Source organism: Rhizobium sp. BK650 (assembly GCF_014195325.1).
Taxonomy (GTDB): domain Bacteria; phylum Pseudomonadota; class Alphaproteobacteria; order Rhizobiales; family Rhizobiaceae; genus Rhizobium.
In genome coordinates this window covers 112354-130591 of the sequence record NZ_JACIBK010000007.1, presented here as the reverse complement: position 1 = coordinate 130591, position 18238 = coordinate 112354, and the positions used below count along the sequence as shown (strand labels likewise).

Here is an 18238-nt window from a genome sequence, read left to right as displayed (position 1 = left end):
GCTATCCCATCCTTCGCCTGGGAGAGATAGGAGCAGAAATGAACTGGGTGCCGTTGAAGTCCAAGGAGATTCGGGCTGCATCCTATGATCCGGAAGCCCAAATCCTTCATATCAGATTTGCCCATGGCCGCTCAGTGCGGCACCATGGGGTTCTTCCCCATGTCTACGATAATCTCGTCGAAACAGACGATCCGGAATTTTACTATAAATATTATCTGGAACCGTCGCGTGTAGAAGCCGGCTGGCAACACAAAGCCAAACTCGGCTCCTATGCGGCAAAGCTCCTGATATTTTTCATCGGCGCACTCGTGATCACGGCGACGGCGCTCGAGGAAAATGGCGAGCTGCCAATCCACCTCTCTGAGATCACAGGATCGGGAACGATCGCTCCAGCCTCTATTGAGAGCTCTGTCGCCTCCCAGCGGTGACGAACCACCATACCGTACTGAGCGCTGCGATTCTTCAGGCCGAAAGTCCAATCAAAGTCCGCCGTCGGCTTTGGCGCCGGCGACCTTCCGTGAAGATTCAGGCCGTGCGCTTTCGACGATGCCACCAGACGGCCGCACGTCGCCGCCATCTGCGTGCGATCGGCAGGTCGTGGGACAACACAAGAAAGCCCAGCGGCAACATCCAGAAGCCGAGAACCGGCAAAAAGCCCAGAATGCCCCCTAAAATAAGTAGCGTTCCGGTTGCCATCCGTGCGATGCGCGAGCGCGGCATAGGCAGCCTGACCGAGCCAAGAACCAGCTTGCCATCCTTGTGATCTATCCCGAAACGCACTTCTCCGGCCTTTTTCGGCCCATTTTTCCTGCTAGTCATCCACAAGAGATGGGCGCAAGCGCTGCAAATACAAGCTGATTTCATTTTTTTGAAAAAACCGCTTGGCAAATTGGGAAAGCATTTGTATTACCCCGCTCACGCCGCGGCCAAGCGGTGATCCCTGGTAGCTCAGCGGTAGAGCATTCGACTGTTAATCGACAGGTCGCCGGTTCGAATCCGGCCCGGGGAGCCAGTTTCTTCAGCTAACTAGCTGATTATATTGAAGGAGTCGGTTCTAGATGAACCGGCTCCTAATTTTTCTCCTAATCCCGTTTCTGTGGATATCGGTTCGACTCCGCTATTGGCTCCATCGCCGAGAAGATTTGCCCGCCAGCTGGTGAGGCCGACGGGCGCGCTTGTGGTGGCATGGTATGGGATGCCCGCCGCCGATGCGGCTCGACGACGGGCAGAACAGCCGGCCGCCACCGGCTGAAGGAACCGGAGGAGCCCACTTGTGACGGAAGGCTCCCTGCCCGGCCAGCGCACAACAGTGTTCAAGCTGTTGCCGCCTACCCGCCCCTACGCAGAGGCGAGGGGATTGAAACTTTAGGATCGCGCAGCGTCTCGGCTTATTTGAAAATCCATGACGCGCAGCGGATCACATTTCGCGCCGACAACCTCGACTATATATTCGTCGACGCATCCCATAATCTGGATGCGGCCAGCAATAACGGCTGTCTCTCCGGTGCACTCCAGAACGACCACCTGGCCGATTTCATACTCGAACTGGTATTCGGGGTTGATGGGGCATCGTCTTCTTCCGATTAGGGAACGTGACAACGCAGTTCTGTCGATTGGCGTGGCAAGCATAGTGAAGCTCCTCGTTCGTTGCATCGAATGTATCGATGTGATACTTTTAGCTCACTTCACGACGCGCATCAACACCTATAGATAATCTTGATACTTATGGATCAGTCATGATAATCGGAAAACAGCTCGCGGCGGCGCGTGCTCTCGCAGATCTTACTCAGGCAGAGCTAGCCGCGGCAGCCAATATTTCAGTCCCCACGCTGAAGCGCATGGAAGCGAGCGATGGCGCCGTCGAAGGCATGAAGAACAATGTCGCAGCAGTCGTCGGCGCTCTAGAAGCGGCCGGCGTCCGCTTCCTCGACGGCAATTATTCAGGCGCCGGCGGCCCCGGCGTCCGACTTGCTTCGCCGGTTGGCGCATTGATCGATGTCGACGAGAGGCAGACCGTTCAATACGAGGAACACCTGACTAACGACGCGCCGCCCGGTGCGGGTGGTTAGTCGGTGTCGATTATCGTCGACGATAAGGTCTACTTCATTGAGCGGCAGAAAACTGGCGCGTATTGGCTCGATGCCACGTTCTCACTATCCGATCTCGGCGGCACCATTCCTGGCTTTGGCGATCGCTACGCACTCGCAATCCGCAAAAGCGGAACGGCAATCGCCGAGGTGGTCGGTCGATACTTCCTGCGGCACATCGACGACAATGCAGGCTCTCAATGGTATGCTTGGTTTGTAGTTGTCGAAGCCGTGGAGCTAAAAGAGCAAGACGATCTCTTCGATATTTTCAGCAAGGTTTATGACGAGGACATAAGAGGAAACGAGCTCAAGCTGAAACGCGGAGCGAACAAGCAGAACGAGGATCGCGGGCTCGAATACTGGCAGGCTCAGCAGAGGGAGCGCGAGAAGCATGCACCGCTGCACAAGTTAGACGCCCGCGAACAACGAATCCTTCGCTTCATGATTGGCCATCCTGACTGCTGGACCACCGACACCATCCCTGAAGCAGGCGAGAAGACGATGGAGGCTTTGTCTAAGGTGGGCGTGGTGCGGCCAGGCGCCAAAGATGCCACTGGCAAGCGCGAGTGGTTCATTACCGACGAGGGGCCGGGCCGAGGTTAAGCGGATCGACACCTATCGCGACTGGAAGTTCTAGTTTTCTTTGTGGGTTGTTATTGGCCGCGCTGGATAACCGGCTTCACGTTTGACGACACTCGACCACCAAAGAGGAGATTCGCATGATCAACACCGAGCAGGCGCTGGCAACAGCCCTTGAAGATATCGATGCCCTGAAAGGGAGAGTTGAGGAGCTGGAGCAGGCACGCCTGCGTGACCAGAGCGGCTTTTGGCAGCATGCGTTTAACCGGCTCGCAAACCAAGATTTCATTCGCGGCCTGTTCCACACAGAGATACTTCGTGCAGCCGGTCTCATTGAGAAAGCACCTATCTCTGATATCGAGGCGATCGCCAAAAAGACCTACGTCGACGAGCCTAGCTATACCTTGGATCCAAAATTGGCTGGCTATAATCTTGAAGCCGTGAAGAGCGAGCTTCGCGGGGAGTATAAAACGGCCGACGATTTCAACCCCATGTTTGCTTCAAAGGATTGATGGGAATACCTCGGGCCGTCGCTGCGCCGAGCGCGACAAACAGATCTTTTTCGGGAATCTTTCTCGGGCCTTTGTCGGGGCATGTTGCCCCCAAAAAGCTCGGCTAAACCGATGAGGGCGAATACTGCGCCTATTGAGCTACGCAAATCGCTGACACTAGAAGTCCTGTGGCTCCTTTGATCTGGCCGACTTGTTTCTCGGCTTCGACTTCCTGCTCAACCGCTTTTGCGATCGGTCCTAGTTCCTTGCGATAGCCTACCCGAGCGGCCTCGCACTTCGCTTTACTGCTGAATGCGACACTCTCCAAGGCTGCATTAAAGGTCGCCGTCGAAGGATCTCCGTAAAACAATACCGTAATTATGAGGTGCCACATCACAAACTCCGCTATGGACAGATTATACCTGCGACCGTATCACCTGCTCGGATGACGATACCGATGGCATCTTTAACGGACTTGGGGACCAAACTCAGAGAAGCGATGAATTCCAAGACGCCTTTTGCAACAGCCCAATCGCTGCAAAAGGAGGCTGAGGTTAGATTGGTTTTAGATGGGGCACTTGGAGTGACCTTGGTGTCCCAAGACTCGAATTCCTTCTTCAACTGTTTCGCTTGTTCGTCAGTAAGCTCTGTCGCCATGGGAACTTCTCCAGTGGGTCGACGCCCGATTGATCGCACGTCGACCGTCGAGTTAGTGCTTCAGAAAATGGTGATTATCGCAAAGGTAGAGGCGGCCTTGACTCCACCCAATGCCTTCACACCACCCACCTGCTTTTCGATTGCTGACGTTAACGTTCGCTCGTCAACCGTGTAGCCAACATCATCTAAAAGTTTCTTTGTGTCGGCCAAAAAACTCTTGCGAAAGTTCTGGTCGTTCATCAACTTTTCGATAACTTCTGGGTTAGTAACGTTAATTTGCACGCTCCACCTCCACTTTTGGCCGGGGCGGCTCTTCACCGGCGGCTAACTCGGAAATTGCTGCGAACCGCTGCAGGCAGTATTCGACCTCCATCGCTTGTAGCGTTGGTTCAATGTCATTCATGATTTCGTTGTTAGAGTGCAGTAACGAACATATCTCGCAGACGGACGCGACGTCTTTGAAGGCGGGAAGTCCTTTGATCTGACGCCCATCAGCTTCCAGGCGAGCATAGAGTTTATTGAAACCAATCTCCTTCGCAACAGTAACGAAGAAGTGGCTAAAACAACGCCTAATTATGTCCTCCGGATCATCCGCGAACGAATTTCCAAGGAGCAGTCCAGCTTCTTTGTTAAACCCTCCGGAGCAGCACGGATACGTGTCACCGTTGGGGTAAATAGTTATGTCATAGTCTTGTGGTCGACCGCATGAATATTTTGTGCTCTCATCGGAGCCTCGATAAATTCGGTCGTGTTGGGGCTTCGCACGCCCGATCGGGGCGACGTAGTTTTCATTGACATGGTTGGTGCGAAGCTCTGGCAACAAATCTCTTACACTTGTTCCTGGAGCCCAGAAAACCCCGTAGACGGACAACAAGATACCATGCCTCTCGCACGCCCGTTCGATACGGTATACATGTTCGGGTGCGACCCATTTTTGATGCTCAAGATCATAACTTACGTAAAGCATGTCCATTTGTAGCGCTGCTAACTCGCTCAAAAGGCGTTCGACTACTTCATCGTTTTTTGCCCAGTAGCCGGAAGTTACAATATGAAATGGTTGGCGAACCCCCGCCGCTCGAGCCTGCCCCATGATTTCCGTGATTTCCTTCACATAAACAAAGGGATCTCCCCCGGTGAAGGCGAACCTCGTCACACGAGTATCTTTGGCATACGCGATGAGTATCGGCGCAACATTCGCTGGTGTAAGGCGACCGGATCCGACATTTTCCGCAGTGTGACAGCAGAAATCACACTTCAGCGGACACGGTTCATTGTAAACAAAACCAACCGTACACCGGGGATATTGCACGGCGCCCTCCCAATTACTTTTATTGTTCTAAATTAGGATTGCATGTTTCACTGCAATTATCAATGGCAGTTGTATTAATTTGTATTGACTCTCTTTGCGTGTCTTGCGTTTGGCGAGCTTCGCGAACCATGGGGATGGCTATGCATTTGAGTAACAAGCGTTTTGGATTTAACAGCGTCGAGATACCCTCTTGTTTTGCCCTTTTGCTCGAACTTCCTAAAGGAACTGAGGGGATAGTACTTAGGGTACTAAATTCTAGACACGCGAAGTCCTAAACGCGCCCGTCACACAAGGCGAATATATCTTCTAAGTATCTGTTATATTTGTCTATTTTCATGCGGTTCGAAACCTAGCTTCCCTCCGGCCCCGGGGGGGCCAGCTTCAGAGATAAGCACCTGTTTTCGTTGAATAATCCGAAGCAGGCGCTTTCTTCCCCCACTTCCCCTTCCCATTTTTGGAACGCATTTTTGCGGTTCGACTCCTGTTGGTAACCTGCTGCCGAAAAAATCTACCCGCCAGCTGGTGAGGCGGACGGGCGCGCTGGTGGTGGCATGATATGGGGGTGCCAGCAGATGCGGCTCGACGACGCGCAGGCAGCCGGCCGCCACCGGCTGAAGGAACCGGCGCCACGAGGACGCCGGCTGACATGCGAACTTCTGAGCTCCGCCGCTTGCCCGACCTGCTCAGAGGCGACGGGATCGAAACTATAGGGTGCGCGTGGCGTCAGCGCTGATCTCCTGCGCGAATACGCGCAACGGCTTGCAGCCGGAACCGATGATCTGGACGCAATATTCGTCTTTACATCTATTATCTGCGTGCGGCCAGAAACGATCCGTCTTCTCCAGTGCAGGCTAAAAAATGTCTGCCCAATCTCGTAATCAAAGATGCATGCGGGGTTCCTCGTTGGATAATTTGCTCTAATTTGAGTACGCTGTGCCAATAGCTCACGTTTTAATAACGAGGTAATACAATGTATCCGGTGCAGTGTCAGATGGCGCGCGTTGCTCTCGGCTTGGGAGTTCGGGAGCTGGCCGCCTTGGCGAAGGTTGCTCCAGCGACGATTTCGCGCCTAGAGGCCGGCGAGAAGCTGAAAGAGCGAACGGTAATGGACATTAAGACAACACTCGAAGCGGCCGGCGTCCGATTCCTTGACGGCAACTATTCCGGATCCGGCGGTCCTGGCGTTCGCCTTTCCTCGCCAGTCGTCTCATCGATCGACGTCGACGAGTCACAGACCGTGCAGTATGAGGAACACTTGACCAATGACGCACCGCCCGGCGCCGGTGGCTAGTCGCTGTCCATAATCGTCGACGATAAGGTCTGCTTATCGAGCGGCAGAAAACGGTACCTATTGGGTTGACGCGACATTCTCACTTTCCAACCTCGCGCCCCAGCTAAGGCGGAACTATCAGGTCCGAGTTTGGTTTCTGAGACATTTGTCACTAGCGGAGGCTACAATGTGGGCTATCTTGATCGGTGCCGCTCTTATAATCGGCGGACTACTTTTTTTCTTTTCATCGACGCTTCGTCGAAGATCGAGCGATCCGCATCAAATGCCCCGAGGCGGGCCCACGCTAGAACCACAACACCAAGGCATCAGGTTTCTCGGAATATCGCAAAACTGGCAAGCCCTTGCCCTTATCGCAGTCGGCGCACTTCTCTTGGCCTTTGGCGCGTATTCATGACGCTCAACCGCACTTGACCGATCTCGAAAGTCAATAGCTTCCACTTTGGCCCACCAGGCCACACCACGACATTGAGGAGACTTGAAACATGCTTTCGGCACTCGTGCCGGCGGCACCGTTATAATCGTTGTTAGTAATCGTGTTTTTCGACGCTCGCGGTCGCCGGCGACGGCAAGCATTCGCCAATACCTATCCTGGTTCTTCGACATGCGCGACGACCGCATCGTTCGTGCCTCGGCCTTCTTCGATTCAGTCGTATTCAACGACTTCTGGCCCGCGTGACGTCGCCTTGAATAGCCCGGCAGGAGTTGATCTCGCTCAAACGATCAGAGCTGAAAGCGACGTAATCTCCCGTAGAAAGCAACGGAGATTACTATGCCAACAGATACCATTATCATTGTGGCCGGCGTTGTCGCAGCATTCGCGTTTTTCGCAGCCGGTCTCGCCTACGCGAGCATCACTTCCAGCAAATAGGGAATGAAAAAAGCCCATCCGGCTAGGACACCTATTTTACGCCAAGCTGGAGAAAGACGCCCCAAAACAGGGGCGTCTTTTGATTTCCACTGCAATGTCAGCGCGCGGAAGCGCATTCACGCAGACGGCTGCCTGGTCTTTCTGAGATAGGGGAGAACCGTATCGAAAGAGCCGAAGCGAGCGATAGCGTCTTCGTTAGAAACAGCGGCGGTGATGATGACGTCGTCGCCCTGGTTCCAGTTGGCCGGCGTCGCGACCTGGTGCTTGGCGGTCAGCTGGATGGAATCGATGGCGCGAAGGATCTCGTTGAAATTGCGGCCCGTCGTCATCGGGTAGGTTAGGATCAGCTTGATCTTCTTATCCGGGCCGATGACGAAGACCGAGCGCACGGTGGCATTGTCGGCCGGCGTGCGGCCTTCGGAGCTGTCGCCGGCTCCGGCGGGGAGCATGTCATAGAGCTTGGCGATCTTGAGGTCCTTGTCGCCGATCAGCGGATATTCGACATCGAAGCCGGTCGCCGTCCTGATGTCATTTTTCCATTTGGCGTGGCTTTCGACCGGGTCGACGGAAATGCCGATGATCTTGACGCCGCGCTTCTTGAACTCGCCTTCGAGGCCGGCCATCGTGCCAAGCTCGGTCGTGCAGACTGGCGTGAAATTCTTGGGATGCGAGAAGAGGACGGCCCAGCCATTGCCGATCCAGTCATGGAACTGGATGGGGCCCTGGGTGGTGTCGGCGGTGAAATCGGGAGCGATATCGTTGATGCGCAAGCTCATAGTCGGCCCTCCTGTTGCCAATCGTTTATCTTGAATACTTGCAGACGTGCCGCATGCTGGTGACTATCTACAGACTTGTGCCGAGCGCGGTCAAACCAAAGCCTTCCAGGAAATGGGCGGCGGCGGAATATTATTTCCCGCAGGGAACGATGGCGTGACATAGAGCTCGGATATGATGCGCTCAAAAAGGCAGCGGCGCGCGCACAAATCGATGCTTTTCGCATGCCGCATTATTCCCTACTCACTGATGACAATTAGCAAAGAGGGAAGCGGCGATGGCGACACCATTCTACTGGAATGAACTGAACACTTATGATTTTGCCGCGCTTTCAACCGACACGACTATCGCTATCCTGCCGATCGCATCGACCGAGCAACACGGCCCACATCTGCCGATCGCAACCGATGTGGCGATCGCCAATGGAATGCTGGCGGAACTGCGCAGACAACGGCCCGACGAGCTGGACATCCTCGTTCTGCCGACCCAGGAGATCGGCAAGGCCAACGAACATGTCTATGGTCCAGGTACGCTCTCCCTCAGCGCCGAACTGCTGATCCCGGTCTGGACCGCGATCGGTGCGAAGGTAGCGGAGGCCGGTGTGCGCAAGCTCGTCATCGTCAATTCGCATGGCGGCAATGTCGATATCATGAGCATCGTCGCCCGCGAATTGCGCGTACGCTACCAGATGGCGGTCGTTTCTACCCAGTGGGGCCGGTTCGGCAATCCTGACGGTATGATCAGTGAACACGAGACGCGCTACGGCATTCATGGCGGCGAAGTGGAGACATCGCTGATGCTATATTTCCGGCCGGAGCTGGTGCGGATGGACAAGGCTCAGAATTTCGCGTCGAAGGCCGAATGGATGCGCGAGCAATCCCGCTATATCCAGCCGCTTCCGCCGCATTCGCTAGCCTGGATCGCTCACGATCTCAATCCGAACGGCGTCGTTGGCGATGCCTCGAAGGGAACGGCGCAAAAGGGTGAAGCGATCTGCCGCCACCAGGTTAAGGGCTTTATCGAGCTTCTCCATGACCTGAAGCGCTATCCGCTCTCCAACCTTTATTCGCAGTAATCACGCGACAACTGGCCGCTCGAGCGGGATGTGCCCCTTGGTCTGCAGTTCCTGCACGAGGCCTGCAAGTTCGGCCAGCAGGTATTCGGCGAAAAGGCTGGTTGCGGAATCGAGCGGCGCGCGGGCGCGGGCAAAAAGCTTCATCGGCTGATGGCGGCTGTGCGGCTCGGCAATCGGACGGAATACCAACTCACCCTGACGACATTCGGTGATGACGTCGAGCGGGTTCAGCATGGATAGCCCTGCGCCGCATTTGACCAGTTTCTTCAGCATTTCCGAAGCGTTTGTCTCCAGAACCGGTTCGACAGGGATGTCAAGCCTTGCCATCGCGAGATTGATGACCTCACGCAGACTGGTGCCCTGCTGTGCGAGCACCAGCCGCTCCTGCACCACATCGGCAAGGCTGATTGGACCTGGTCCGATCAGGGGATGACCGGGCGGCAGAATGACTCCGATCGGGATATCGAAATTACCGAGCGTGCGGATACCGGGTGTGGCGGGAATATTAAAGCCGAGGCCGATATCGACCTCACCAGACAGCACCGGATTGACTGTCATCGTCCCGGCATCGTTGCGCAGTTGGATGAAGACACGCGGATGCTCGGACTGGAACCGGGCGATGATTTCAGGCAACGGCCCTGAGGCGAGACCGACCGTCGTTACTAGCCGCACCTTGCCGGCCTGCTGCATCTTGAGGCTTTTGATGCGCCCTTCCAGCCGCTCATAGTTTTTCAGAACCTCGCGAATATGCTCGATGCAGAGTTCACCAGCGGCGGTCAGGCGAAGGCCGCGTGGCAGGCGCTCGAAGAGCGGTGCGCCCATTTCCTCCTCTAATGCCAGAATCTGCCGGTTAATGGCCGAAGAAGCCACGTTGAGACGCGCTGCTGCCTTGCGAATTGAGCCGGTGCGGGCGATCTCGTTAATGTAAAGAAGCTTTCTAGAGTGCAGCATTGCGACCTCATTGCACCATTTTTGGGCACAGCGCCTGATTTAGGCACAGAATATTTTGAGATGCCAAAAAGGCATCACTGCGCACGAATTTTGCTGCTTTTCAAAGAGCGACGCAATCGTTCAAATGAAGAAAATCGGAAGCCGAAAACGAGCTTCCAAGGCACCAGAAGGGGAACGTCGCCATGTCCAACAGTTTGAAAACATCCGTATTTTCTGCAGTTCTTGGGCTTGGCGGCATGCTTGCCGCCAGCATGCCCGGCTATGCGCTCGACAAGGTCAGCTATGGCACCAACTGGCTGGCGCAGGCCGAACATGGCGGCTTCTATCAGGCGGTTGCTGACGGAACCTATGCCAAATATGGCCTCGACGTTTCCATCGTTCAGGGTGGCCCGAATGCCGCCAACAATGCGCTGCTGATCTCTGGCAAGATCGATTTCTACATGGGTGGACCGCAGGGTGAACTCTCAGCCATCGAGCAAGGCATTCCGCTCGTCGATGTCGCTGCGATCTTCCAGAAGGATCCGCAGATCCTGATCGCTCATCCCGATGCCGGCATCGACAAGTTCGAGGATCTCGCCAAGCTGAAGACCCTGTTCCTCAGCAAGGACGGCTACCTTACCTATTTCGAATGGATGAAGGCCAATTTTAAAGGCTTCAAGGACGAACAGTTCAAGCCCTACAACTTCAACCCGGGTCCTTTCCTTGCCGACAAGCAATCGGCCCAGCAGGGCTATCTGACTTCGGAGCCCTATGAAATCCAGAAGCAGACCGGTTGGGAGCCAAAGGTCTTTCTGCTCGCCGATAACGGCTACTCGCCCTATTCGACGATGATCACAACGACGCAGCAGATGGTCGAAACCAAGCCTGATGTCGTGCAGCGTTTCGTCGATGCCTCGATCGAGGGCTGGTACAACTACCTCTATGGCGACAACAGCAAGGCCAATGCGCTGATCAAGAAAGACAATCCGGAAATGACGGATGGCCAGATCGCTTATTCGATCGCCAAGCTGAAGGAATACGGAATTGTCGAATCCGGTGAAGGCCTGGACAAAGGCATCGGCTGCATCACCGACGCTCACTACAAGAAATTCTTTGACGAGATGGTGGCGATCAAGGTCGTCAAGGCTGACACCGACTACACCAAGGCCTTCACAACGAAATTCGTCTGCAAGAACGTGGGCGCATCGCTGAAGAAATAAGCCCCCCAAGGCAGGCCCGTCGCTTGACGGCGGCGGGCTGCATCCCCTTCGATAAAAGAGCGAGAGAATGTCCCTAGCCGAAACCAAGGCGGCACCTTCGAGGGAAATTCGCAAGCGGCCGCTGGTCGTCATGCAGTCTGTCTCCAAGGTCTTTTCCAGCGGCACGATCGCGCTTTCGGGCATGTCGCTGACAGTCGAAAGCGGCGAGTTCATCAGCCTTCTCGGCCCTTCCGGCTGCGGCAAATCCACCGCCCTGCGCATCATCGCCGGTCTTGGCGGCGCCACGTCCGGCAAGATCGACTGGCCAAGTTCGCGCATCAATTCGAAGGGCCTGCCGGAAGGCGATATCGGCTTCGTTTTCCAGGAGCCGACGCTGATGCCCTGGAAGACTGTTTTCGGCAATGTCTTCCTGCCGCTGAAACTGCGCGGCGTTTCCAAGGCGGAAGCCAAGGATCGGATCATGGAAGTCCTCGCGACCGTCGGCCTGCAGGATTTCGCCGATGCCTATCCACGGGAACTCTCCGGCGGCATGAAGATGCGCGTGTCCATCGCTCGTGCGTTGGTGACCAACCCGAAACTGCTGCTGATGGACGAGCCCTTTGCAGCGCTCGACGAAATCACCCGCCAGAAGCTCAACGACGACGTTTTGCGGCTCTGGAAAACGACGGGCATTACGGTGATTTTCGTGACGCATTCCGTCTTCGAGTCCGCCTACCTCTCCAACCGGATCGTGGTGATGAAGGCGCGGCCGGGCCGTGTTCATGCGGATTTTCCGCTAACGACAAGCCTCGAGCGGGATTCCCATTACCGAACCTCTGAAGAATACCGTCTGGCCTGCGAGACTGCATCGCGTTCGCTGATCGAGGCGATAGGCGGAGCGGAGGAACATTGATGAGCGTCGAGAGCATCGAAACAAGCGAGACCGTGCCCCTGTCCGTTCCCGCTCCGATCAACGCAAAGAGGCGTGAATTGGCACTGCGCATCGCCGTGCCCTTTCTGGTGATCGGCGTACTTATCCTCATCTGGGAGATCTACGTCGTGCTGTCGGGCGTTCCGCCCTATATCCTGCCAGGTCCCGGCGCCGTGGCCGCAGCTTTCATCAGCGACTGGGATACGCTTGCCCCTGCCCTTTGGGTGACCACGCAGATCACCCTCATATCGCTTGTCCTGGCGCTGATTGGCGGCGTCGGGTTTGCGATCTTCCTGGTGCAATCGCGCTGGATCGAAATCGCCTTCTATCCGCTCGCCGTCATTCTGCAGGTGACACCGATCGTGGCAATCTCGCCGCTGATCCTCATCTATGCGCCTTCGACCCAGGTGGCGCTTCTGATCTGCGCTTTCCTCGTCGCCTTCTTTCCGATTCTCTCGAACATGGTGCAGGGCCTGAAGAGCGTCGATCACAATTTGATCAACCTTTTCGAACTCTACGGCGCCTCACGTTGGCAGACGCTGATCTATCTGAAGATCCCGGCGGCCCAACCCTATTTCATGACCGGGCTTCGTATCGGCGGCGGTCTCGCGCTGATCGCGGCCGTGGTTGCGGAGTTCGCTGCAGGGTCGGCAGGAGCCGGCTCCGGCCTCGCCTTCCGTCTGCTGGAATCGCAATACCGCATGAACATTCCCCGCCTTTTCGCCGCGCTCTTCATGCTCTCCATGCTCGGCGTCGCGATCTTCGCCATTACCTCCTTCATTTCATGGCTCAGCCTGCATCGCTGGCATGAAAGCAGCCTGAAGCGGGAGAACTGATGACCTATTCCTTCATGTCTCCCCCCAATGCAGGCCGCTTCGTGCTCGCTAATGCGACGCTTCCGGCGGTCTCCACCGCCGGCTATACGGCTGCCGCAACCGAGGGGCTCGTTAAAGCCGATATCGTGATTGCGGATGGTCTCATCGCGGCAATCCTGCCACCAGGCACGGCGCCGGTGGAATTTGCCAAGTCCGACATGAAAGAAGGCATGGTCTGGCCCTGCTTTGCCGATGTGCATACGCATCTGGACAAGGGCCATATTTGGCCGCGCAAGCCCAATCCCGATGGGACCTTCATCGGCGCACTGGAGGCGGTCGGCAGAGACCGCGAAGCCAATTGGTCGGCCGCCGATGTGCGAAAGCGTATGGAATTCTCGCTGCGCTCGGCCTTTGCGCACGGCACCAGCCTCATCCGGACACATCTGGATTCGCTGGCTCCCCAGCACCGTATTTCCTTCGAGGTGTTTGCTGATATCCGGGAGGAATGGAAAGACAAGATTGCCTTGCAGGCGGTCGCTCTCTTCCCGCTGGACAACATGGTCGATGAGGTATTTTTCGCTGATCTCGTTGCTGTCGTGAAGGACAGGGGCGGGCTGCTGGGCGGTGTCACCAGGATGGGACCAACGCTCGACTGGCAGCTCGATACGCTTTTGCGGGCAGCGGCGGAGAATGGTCTCGATGTCGATCTGCATGTCGACGAGACGGATGATCCGAGCGCGGAGACATTGAGGGTGATTGCCGAAGCCGTTCTGCGCAACCGCTTCGAAGGCAAGGTGACGGCAGGTCATTGCTGCTCGCTTGCCCGGCAGGATGACGATACTGCCCAACGGACGGTGGAACTGGTTTACAAAGCGGGGATCTCGATCATCTCGCTGCCGATGTGCAACATGTACCTGCAGGACCGGTACTCTGGGCGGACACCGCGCTGGCGTGGCGTCACGCTTTTCAAGGAGCTGGCAGCTGCCGGCGTTGAGACAGCCGTTTCCTCCGACAATACGCGCGATCCCTTTTATGCCTATGGCGATCTCGATCCGGTGGAAGTGTTCCGCGAGGCGGTGCGCATCCTGCATCTTGATCATCCGCTCGATAGCGCAGCGCGTATCGTCACGACGTCACCGGCCAGGATCGTCGGCAGGCCGCAGATGGGCCGTATTGCGGTCGGCGGCCCTGCCGATCTCGTGCTCTTCAGCGCAAGGCGCTGGAGCGAATTCCTTTCCCGTCCGCAGTCTGACCGCGTCGTGCTTCGCCGCGGCAAGGTGATCGACCGCAGCCTGCCGGATTACCGTGAACTCGATAGCGTCGTTGGAGGCTGAGATGGCCGATTATCAGAAAATCAAAAAAGAACTCGAAGGCATCGCGATCGAGGATAATCCGGCGCTCGTCCGCCAGAAGAGCCGCGATTTCTACTGGTATTCGCCGATCCTGAAAGCGCAGCTCGACAATGTGACGGCCGATATCATCGTCACGCCGAAGAACGAGGCCGAAGTCATCCAGACGCTGAAAGTCGCCTTCGCCCATGGCGTCCCCGTCACCCCACGTGGCGCCGGTACGGGCAATTACGGCCAAGCCATGCCGCTGTCTGGCGGTATCGTGCTCAACCTTGCGGCCATGGACAAGATCAAGGAAATCCATCCGGGCCGTATCATCTGCGAACCCGGTATCGTGATTGCCCAGCTCGACAAGCAGACCAAGGCGCATTCCGGCCAGGAGCTGCGCTTTCATCCATCAACCGCGCAGACGGCGACGGTCGGCGGCTTCATTGCCGGCGGCTCGGGCGGCGTCGGTTCGATCACCTGGGGCGGATTGCGCGACCTCGGCAATATCCTGCGCCTGCGGGTCGTGACCATGGAGGCGGAGCCGCGGGTGCTCGATCTTACCGGCTGGGACCTGCAGAAGGTCAGCCATGCCTATGGCACCAACGGCATCATCACGGAAATCGAGATGCCGCTCGCGCCCGCCTATGACTGGGTGGATGTTCTGGTCGGCTACGACGACTTCATGGACGCGGTGCGCTTCTCCGACGCGCTGGCAAAATGCAACGGCATTCTCGTCAAGGAAATCGCGCCGATTGCGGCACCCATCCCGTATGACTATTTCACCCGCCACAAGCCCTATATCCGCCAGGGACAGTCGGTCGTCGTGCTGATGATCGCGCCGCATTCAATGGATGCCTTTTTGGCCTTCACGGCGGCGCAGAGGGGCGAGATCATATTCCGCTCCGACAAGGTCGAAAGCATGCGCGGCATTCCGCACGCCTATGAGCTTGCCTGGAACCATACGACGCTGCGTGCGCTCAAGGTCGATCCAACCTTCACCTATCTGCAGGTGCAGTATCCGGGGCCGGACCATGTCGCCAAGGTACAGAAGATGGTGGAGATTTTCGGCGACGAGGTGCCGGGCCATCTCGAATTCATCAAGTTCGACGGGCAGATCCAGTGCTCGGGCCTGCCGCTGGTGCGCTACACGACAGAGGAGCGGCTGGAAGAGATCATCCAGATCCATCAGGACCATGGCTGCCCGATCTTCAACCCACACCGCTATACACTGGAAGAAGGCGGCATGAAGCGTACCGACAAGGTGCAGCTCGCCTTCAAGCACGAGACCGATCCGAAGGGGCTGCTGAACCCCGGCAAGATGATCGCCTGGGAGAACCCCAATTTCGATTTCAACGCCGGCAAGAACTATCTCTTCCCCGGTCTTGCGGCCGTCATGGAGGCCTCATGAGGGTTCTGGTTGTCCACTCGCACCCGGTCGAGGAAAGCTACGGCAAGGCGCTCTACAGACAGACGCTGGAGAGCCTCGCCAAAGCCGGACATGAGGTGGATGCGTGCGACCTCTATGCGGAAAATTTCGACCCCGTTCTCTCGAGGCACGACCGGCTCGTCTATCATGACTATCCCGACAATATTTCGCTGGTAAAACCCTATGTCGAGAGGCTGAAACAGGCCGAGGCGCTGGTCATCTGCACACCGGTTTGGAATTTCGGTTTCCCGGCGATCCTGAAAGGCTATTTCGACCGGGTCTGGCTTCCCGGCGTTTCCTTCGCGCTCGTGGACGGCAAGGTCGAATCCCGCCTGCGGCATATCAAGAAGCTTGGGGCGGTGCTGACCTATGGCGCGACGCCTTTCCGCGCCTTCGTTGCCGGCAATCCACCGAAAAAGATCGTCAAGCGGGTTCTGCGGGCGCAGATCAATCCGCTCAAGCCAGTCACCTTTCTCGCCCATTACGACATGAACAATTGCACCCCGGAGACGCGGGCAGCATTTCTCGCGAAGGTGAAGAGCGCGATGGAGCGCTTCTAAAGTCGTGCAAAAATGCGCAGCCGTCTGCAACAGCGAGATGCGAAAACAAGCGCTGAAACGCTGGCAAGCGAATCTGAAGATTGCGACGTTTAGGAAGCGGCTTGCATGCATGCTGCCACGCCATTGAGCGGCGCGGCCGTATCGCGGCGATGCTTGCGATCGAACCTTAGAAAACCTTCGCAGCCGTTACTTCCACTTCGACCAGGAATTCCGGCCGGGTAAAGCCGTTGATGATGATGAGGGTCGAGGCAGGTTTCGGGTCGAGCGTGAACCGGTCGCGCACTGCCATATAGGCTGGGAAATCTTCCCGCTTCGTCACGAAGCCGGAAATGCGGATGACATCGGCAAAGCTCATCTCGGCCTCGGCAAGGATCGCCTTGATCGCCTCGAAGCAGAGCTCGGCCTGGCCCGTCACATCCTCGGGAATCTTTTCATCGAGGCCGATGCCGAGCTGACCTGACGTGACCAGCAAGGACGCGCCCGGCGGCACGAGAAGGCCGTGATTGTAATTTCCGAAGGGCCGACGGACAGATGGCGGGTTAAAAATCTTCTTCATGAAAAACCTCGCTACAGACAAAGATTTATAGCGAGCTATTTCTGCAGATTCCAAGTACTCGCTTGCTGTGCGCCCTCAAAAATCGAGGGATTGCTGGGCAGGCGGCGGCGGGCCGACATGAACGCCTTCCAGCTCCAGCATGCGAAGCTTGGAGGTTGAACCGCCGGGCGCCGAAAAGCCGCCGATCTTGCCGCCTGCGGCAAGCACCCGATGGCAGGGAATGATGAGCGCAACTGGATTCTTCGCCATCGCCTGGCCCACATCTCGTGCGGCTTCCGGCCCGGCGCCGAGCTCCTTCGCCAGCGTCCCATAAGTCGTCGTACGACCCCAGCCGACGCGGCGTGCGGCTGCATAGATATCCCGGAAAAATGCGTCCTGACCGTCAAGGTCGACGGCTACTGTGGAAAAATCGATTTCTTCGCCTTCGAAGTAGCGCTTTACCGCAGCAACCGCTTCCAGAATTTGCGATGTCGGCGTGCCTGGTTCTGCGGCCGGCAGGCGACGCAACAGCAGGCGTTCAGTCGACTCGGCACTTTTCGTCGGCAGCTGGAATCGCGTCACGCCGGCATCGCTCCAGGCAATGCCGCAAAAGCCGCCGGCAGTTTCGAAGATCAGGTACTGGTGCACTTTCTGAGCCATGGTGAAGCCCTCATATTCCGTCAGGCATTAGAATCGTACCATGGAAGCTTAAGTTCAACCCGTTTCTTGCGCACGTCCCGATAAAGCGTCATGCCGATGCGGCAGTCTCAGCGAGCATGGATATCTGCGGTCTTTTTGCCTTCGCCTTGCCTTTCACCACATCGAACAATGCATAGCCGCCGGTCCAGCGGCCGAAACCGCTGGCAATATTGATATGACCTGCGAGACCAATGTTGCGGACCTCGGTTTTCCAGAGGCGGGTGTAGAAGCTCAGACGGTCGAGCGACATGTACTTGTCATCGAGGCTGCCGACGGTGAGGCTCGGAAAAGGAAGCGGGTTTGTCGGCATAGGGCCGAAGGCGAGCGAACCGGGATGCAATCGCTCCGTCGCGGGGAGATCACAAGGGGCAACCAAAAGCGCTCCCTTGACCCTGCGAGCCAGTGGCCGGTCGGCGAGCCTGGCTGTGAGAATACAGCCGAGGCTATGGGCAACGATGTAAGCGTCTCCAGCTTCCAGCAGCGCCTGTTCCAGCCGCTCCATCCAGTGATCGAGACGGGCATGGTTCCAATCGCCCTGCTCTATCAGCCGGCTCTGGGGCACATCATCAAGCCAATAACGCTGCCAATGCCCCTCGTTGGAACCGAACAGGCCCGGCACGATCAGGATTTTTGTCACTGTTATCTCCTGGCTATCTCCTGGCGGATGCGCGGCAA

The 18238-nt window shown here is 56.8% G+C and carries 22 protein-coding genes, 1 tRNA gene and 2 pseudogenes; 15 read left to right on the top strand and 10 right to left on the bottom strand.

The window, feature by feature from the left end; all coding sequences use genetic code 11:
* Nucleotides 1-38: 38 nt before the first annotated feature.
* A complete protein-coding gene (locus FHX15_RS18190; RefSeq protein ID WP_184399532.1) occupies nucleotides 39-428 on the top strand; it encodes a KTSC domain-containing protein in 390 nt (129 codons plus the stop codon).
* Between the two features lie 97 nt (nucleotides 429-525).
* Here the strand turns inward: FHX15_RS18190 and FHX15_RS31035 are convergent, their stop codons facing one another.
* A complete protein-coding gene (locus FHX15_RS31035; protein WP_246779000.1) occupies nucleotides 526-819 on the bottom strand; it encodes a hypothetical protein in 294 nt (97 codons plus the stop codon).
* A gap of 118 nt (nucleotides 820-937) precedes the next feature.
* Between FHX15_RS31035 and FHX15_RS18185 the strand changes: the two genes are divergently transcribed.
* Nucleotides 938-1012, top strand: a tRNA-Asn gene (locus FHX15_RS18185).
* Between the two features lie 353 nt (nucleotides 1013-1365).
* Here FHX15_RS18185 and FHX15_RS18180 read toward each other — a convergent pair.
* On the bottom strand, nucleotides 1366-1629 hold the full coding sequence (locus FHX15_RS18180; RefSeq protein WP_184399530.1) for a hypothetical protein: 264 nt from the start codon (nucleotides 1627-1629) through the stop codon (nucleotides 1366-1368).
* A 107-nt stretch (nucleotides 1630-1736) separates the two neighbouring features.
* Here FHX15_RS18180 and FHX15_RS31580 point away from each other — a divergent pair.
* From FHX15_RS31580 to FHX15_RS18165, 3 genes and pseudogenes are all read left to right on the top strand, one after another.
* Nucleotides 1737-1976: pseudogene (locus FHX15_RS31580) on the top strand (helix-turn-helix domain-containing protein); the annotation flags it as partial.
* A 96-nt stretch (nucleotides 1977-2072) separates the two neighbouring features.
* Complete coding sequence (locus FHX15_RS18170; RefSeq protein WP_184399526.1) at nucleotides 2073-2690, top strand: hypothetical protein; 618 nt, start codon at nucleotides 2073-2075, stop codon at nucleotides 2688-2690.
* A 116-nt stretch (nucleotides 2691-2806) separates the two neighbouring features.
* The gene (locus tag FHX15_RS18165; protein WP_184399524.1) at nucleotides 2807-3178 is read left to right on the top strand and encodes a hypothetical protein; all 372 of its coding nucleotides are present in this window, start codon (nucleotides 2807-2809) and stop codon (nucleotides 3176-3178) included.
* A gap of 384 nt (nucleotides 3179-3562) precedes the next feature.
* Here the strand turns inward: FHX15_RS18165 and FHX15_RS18160 are convergent, their stop codons facing one another.
* Genes FHX15_RS18160 through FHX15_RS18150 form a run of 3 tightly spaced genes read right to left on the bottom strand, consistent with a single transcriptional unit; the run spans nucleotide 3563 to nucleotide 5123 of the window.
* The gene (locus FHX15_RS18160; RefSeq protein WP_184399522.1) at nucleotides 3563-3814 is read right to left on the bottom strand and encodes a hypothetical protein; all 252 of its coding nucleotides are present in this window, start codon (nucleotides 3812-3814) and stop codon (nucleotides 3563-3565) included.
* Between the two features lie 60 nt (nucleotides 3815-3874).
* The gene (locus FHX15_RS18155) at nucleotides 3875-4096 is read right to left on the bottom strand and encodes a hypothetical protein (RefSeq protein ID WP_184399520.1); all 222 of its coding nucleotides are present in this window, start codon (nucleotides 4094-4096) and stop codon (nucleotides 3875-3877) included.
* Nucleotides 4086-5123, bottom strand: coding sequence for a radical SAM protein (locus tag FHX15_RS18150; RefSeq protein WP_184399518.1), 1038 nt, complete (start codon nucleotides 5121-5123; stop codon nucleotides 4086-4088). Before FHX15_RS18150 ends, FHX15_RS18155 begins: the two co-directional genes overlap by 11 nt.
* 970 nt (nucleotides 5124-6093) lie before the next feature.
* On the opposite strand from FHX15_RS18150, the gene FHX15_RS18145 reads away from it, so the two are divergent.
* The 3 genes and pseudogenes from FHX15_RS18145 to FHX15_RS31785 all read left to right on the top strand — a co-directional run.
* Nucleotides 6094-6414, top strand: coding sequence for a helix-turn-helix transcriptional regulator (locus FHX15_RS18145; protein WP_184399515.1), 321 nt, complete (start codon nucleotides 6094-6096; stop codon nucleotides 6412-6414).
* 166 nt (nucleotides 6415-6580) lie between these two features.
* Nucleotides 6581-6808 carry a hypothetical protein gene (locus FHX15_RS31030; protein WP_246778989.1) on the top strand — a complete coding sequence of 76 codons (228 nt, stop codon included), beginning with the start codon at nucleotides 6581-6583 and terminating at the stop codon, nucleotides 6806-6808.
* Nucleotides 6809-6941: 133 nt separating this feature from the next.
* Nucleotides 6942-7090: pseudogene (locus FHX15_RS31785) on the top strand (nuclear transport factor 2 family protein); the annotation flags it as partial.
* Nucleotides 7091-7398: 308 nt separating this feature from the next.
* On the opposite strand, the gene FHX15_RS18140 reads toward FHX15_RS31785, so the two are convergent.
* Complete coding sequence (locus FHX15_RS18140) at nucleotides 7399-8058, bottom strand: peroxiredoxin (RefSeq protein WP_184399514.1); 660 nt, start codon at nucleotides 8056-8058, stop codon at nucleotides 7399-7401.
* A 275-nt stretch (nucleotides 8059-8333) separates the two neighbouring features.
* Between FHX15_RS18140 and FHX15_RS18135 the strand changes: the two genes are divergently transcribed.
* A complete protein-coding gene (locus FHX15_RS18135; protein ID WP_184399512.1) occupies nucleotides 8334-9131 on the top strand; it encodes a creatininase family protein in 798 nt (265 codons plus the stop codon).
* Here the strand turns inward: FHX15_RS18135 and FHX15_RS18130 are convergent, their stop codons facing one another.
* On the bottom strand, nucleotides 9132-10082 hold the full coding sequence (locus FHX15_RS18130) for a LysR family transcriptional regulator (protein WP_184399510.1): 951 nt from the start codon (nucleotides 10080-10082) through the stop codon (nucleotides 9132-9134).
* Nucleotides 10083-10264: 182 nt separating this feature from the next.
* Between FHX15_RS18130 and FHX15_RS18125 the strand changes: the two genes are divergently transcribed.
* The 6 genes from FHX15_RS18125 to FHX15_RS18100 all read left to right on the top strand — a co-directional run bounded on the left by FHX15_RS18125 (nucleotide 10265) and on the right by FHX15_RS18100 (nucleotide 16329).
* The gene (locus FHX15_RS18125) at nucleotides 10265-11281 is read left to right on the top strand and encodes an ABC transporter substrate-binding protein (protein WP_184399508.1); all 1017 of its coding nucleotides are present in this window, start codon (nucleotides 10265-10267) and stop codon (nucleotides 11279-11281) included.
* Nucleotides 11282-11348: 67 nt separating this feature from the next.
* Nucleotides 11349-12173 (top strand): ABC transporter ATP-binding protein, encoded by an 825-nt coding sequence (locus tag FHX15_RS18120; protein ID WP_184399507.1) that lies wholly within the window; start codon nucleotides 11349-11351, stop codon nucleotides 12171-12173.
* Nucleotides 12173-13027, top strand: coding sequence for an ABC transporter permease (locus tag FHX15_RS18115; protein WP_184399505.1), 855 nt, complete (start codon nucleotides 12173-12175; stop codon nucleotides 13025-13027). The genes FHX15_RS18120 and FHX15_RS18115 overlap by 1 nt, the downstream gene beginning before the upstream one ends.
* Nucleotides 13027-14340, top strand: coding sequence for a cytosine deaminase (locus FHX15_RS18110; RefSeq protein ID WP_184399503.1), 1314 nt, complete (start codon nucleotides 13027-13029; stop codon nucleotides 14338-14340). Before FHX15_RS18115 ends, FHX15_RS18110 begins: the two co-directional genes overlap by 1 nt.
* Before the next feature lies 1 nt (nucleotide 14341).
* On the top strand, nucleotides 14342-15751 hold the full coding sequence (locus FHX15_RS18105; RefSeq protein ID WP_184399501.1) for an FAD-binding oxidoreductase: 1410 nt from the start codon (nucleotides 14342-14344) through the stop codon (nucleotides 15749-15751).
* On the top strand, nucleotides 15748-16329 hold the full coding sequence (locus FHX15_RS18100) for an NAD(P)H-dependent oxidoreductase (protein ID WP_184399500.1): 582 nt from the start codon (nucleotides 15748-15750) through the stop codon (nucleotides 16327-16329). The genes FHX15_RS18105 and FHX15_RS18100 overlap by 4 nt, the downstream gene beginning before the upstream one ends.
* A gap of 166 nt (nucleotides 16330-16495) precedes the next feature.
* Here FHX15_RS18100 and FHX15_RS18095 read toward each other — a convergent pair whose 3' ends face one another.
* From FHX15_RS18095 to FHX15_RS18085, 3 genes are all read right to left on the bottom strand, one after another.
* Entirely contained in the window at nucleotides 16496-16885 is a 390-nt protein-coding gene (locus tag FHX15_RS18095; RefSeq protein WP_184399498.1) for a RidA family protein, read from the bottom strand.
* 75 nt (nucleotides 16886-16960) lie between these two features.
* Nucleotides 16961-17524, bottom strand: a complete 564-nt coding sequence (locus tag FHX15_RS18090) for a methylated-DNA--[protein]-cysteine S-methyltransferase (RefSeq protein ID WP_184399496.1) — start codon at nucleotides 17522-17524, stop codon at nucleotides 16961-16963.
* Nucleotides 17525-17612: 88 nt separating this feature from the next.
* On the bottom strand, nucleotides 17613-18200 hold the full coding sequence (locus FHX15_RS18085) for an RBBP9/YdeN family alpha/beta hydrolase (protein WP_184399494.1): 588 nt from the start codon (nucleotides 18198-18200) through the stop codon (nucleotides 17613-17615).
* Between the last annotated feature and the right edge of the window lie 38 nt (nucleotides 18201-18238).

Excerpts from the sequence above, each read along its gene's own strand:
- FHX15_RS18190 (WP_184399532.1), top strand. The coding sequence starts at position 39 with ATGAACTGGGTGCCGTTGAAGTCCAAGGAGATTCGGGCTGCATCCTAT.
- FHX15_RS31035 (WP_246779000.1), bottom strand. The coding sequence starts at position 819 with ATGACTAGCAGGAAAAATGGGCCGAAAAAGGCCGGAGAAGTGCGTTTC.
- FHX15_RS18180 (WP_184399530.1), bottom strand. The coding sequence starts at position 1,629 with ATGCTTGCCACGCCAATCGACAGAACTGCGTTGTCACGTTCCCTAATC.
- FHX15_RS18165 (WP_184399524.1), top strand. The coding sequence starts at position 2,807 with ATGATCAACACCGAGCAGGCGCTGGCAACAGCCCTTGAAGATATCGAT.
- FHX15_RS18160 (WP_184399522.1), bottom strand. The coding sequence starts at position 3,814 with ATGGCGACAGAGCTTACTGACGAACAAGCGAAACAGTTGAAGAAGGAA.
- FHX15_RS18145 (WP_184399515.1), top strand. The coding sequence starts at position 6,094 with ATGTATCCGGTGCAGTGTCAGATGGCGCGCGTTGCTCTCGGCTTGGGA.
- FHX15_RS31030 (WP_246778989.1), top strand. The coding sequence starts at position 6,581 with ATGTGGGCTATCTTGATCGGTGCCGCTCTTATAATCGGCGGACTACTT.
- FHX15_RS18140 (WP_184399514.1), bottom strand. The coding sequence starts at position 8,058 with ATGAGCTTGCGCATCAACGATATCGCTCCCGATTTCACCGCCGACACC.
- FHX15_RS18135 (WP_184399512.1), top strand. The coding sequence starts at position 8,334 with ATGGCGACACCATTCTACTGGAATGAACTGAACACTTATGATTTTGCC.
- FHX15_RS18130 (WP_184399510.1), bottom strand. The coding sequence starts at position 10,082 with ATGCTGCACTCTAGAAAGCTTCTTTACATTAACGAGATCGCCCGCACC.
- FHX15_RS18125 (WP_184399508.1), top strand. The coding sequence starts at position 10,265 with ATGTCCAACAGTTTGAAAACATCCGTATTTTCTGCAGTTCTTGGGCTT.
- FHX15_RS18120 (WP_184399507.1), top strand. The coding sequence starts at position 11,349 with ATGTCCCTAGCCGAAACCAAGGCGGCACCTTCGAGGGAAATTCGCAAG.
- FHX15_RS18115 (WP_184399505.1), top strand. The coding sequence starts at position 12,173 with ATGAGCGTCGAGAGCATCGAAACAAGCGAGACCGTGCCCCTGTCCGTT.
- FHX15_RS18110 (WP_184399503.1), top strand. The coding sequence starts at position 13,027 with ATGACCTATTCCTTCATGTCTCCCCCCAATGCAGGCCGCTTCGTGCTC.
- FHX15_RS18105 (WP_184399501.1), top strand. The coding sequence starts at position 14,342 with ATGGCCGATTATCAGAAAATCAAAAAAGAACTCGAAGGCATCGCGATC.
- FHX15_RS18100 (WP_184399500.1), top strand. The coding sequence starts at position 15,748 with ATGAGGGTTCTGGTTGTCCACTCGCACCCGGTCGAGGAAAGCTACGGC.
- FHX15_RS18095 (WP_184399498.1), bottom strand. The coding sequence starts at position 16,885 with ATGAAGAAGATTTTTAACCCGCCATCTGTCCGTCGGCCCTTCGGAAAT.
- FHX15_RS18090 (WP_184399496.1), bottom strand. The coding sequence starts at position 17,524 with ATGGCTCAGAAAGTGCACCAGTACCTGATCTTCGAAACTGCCGGCGGC.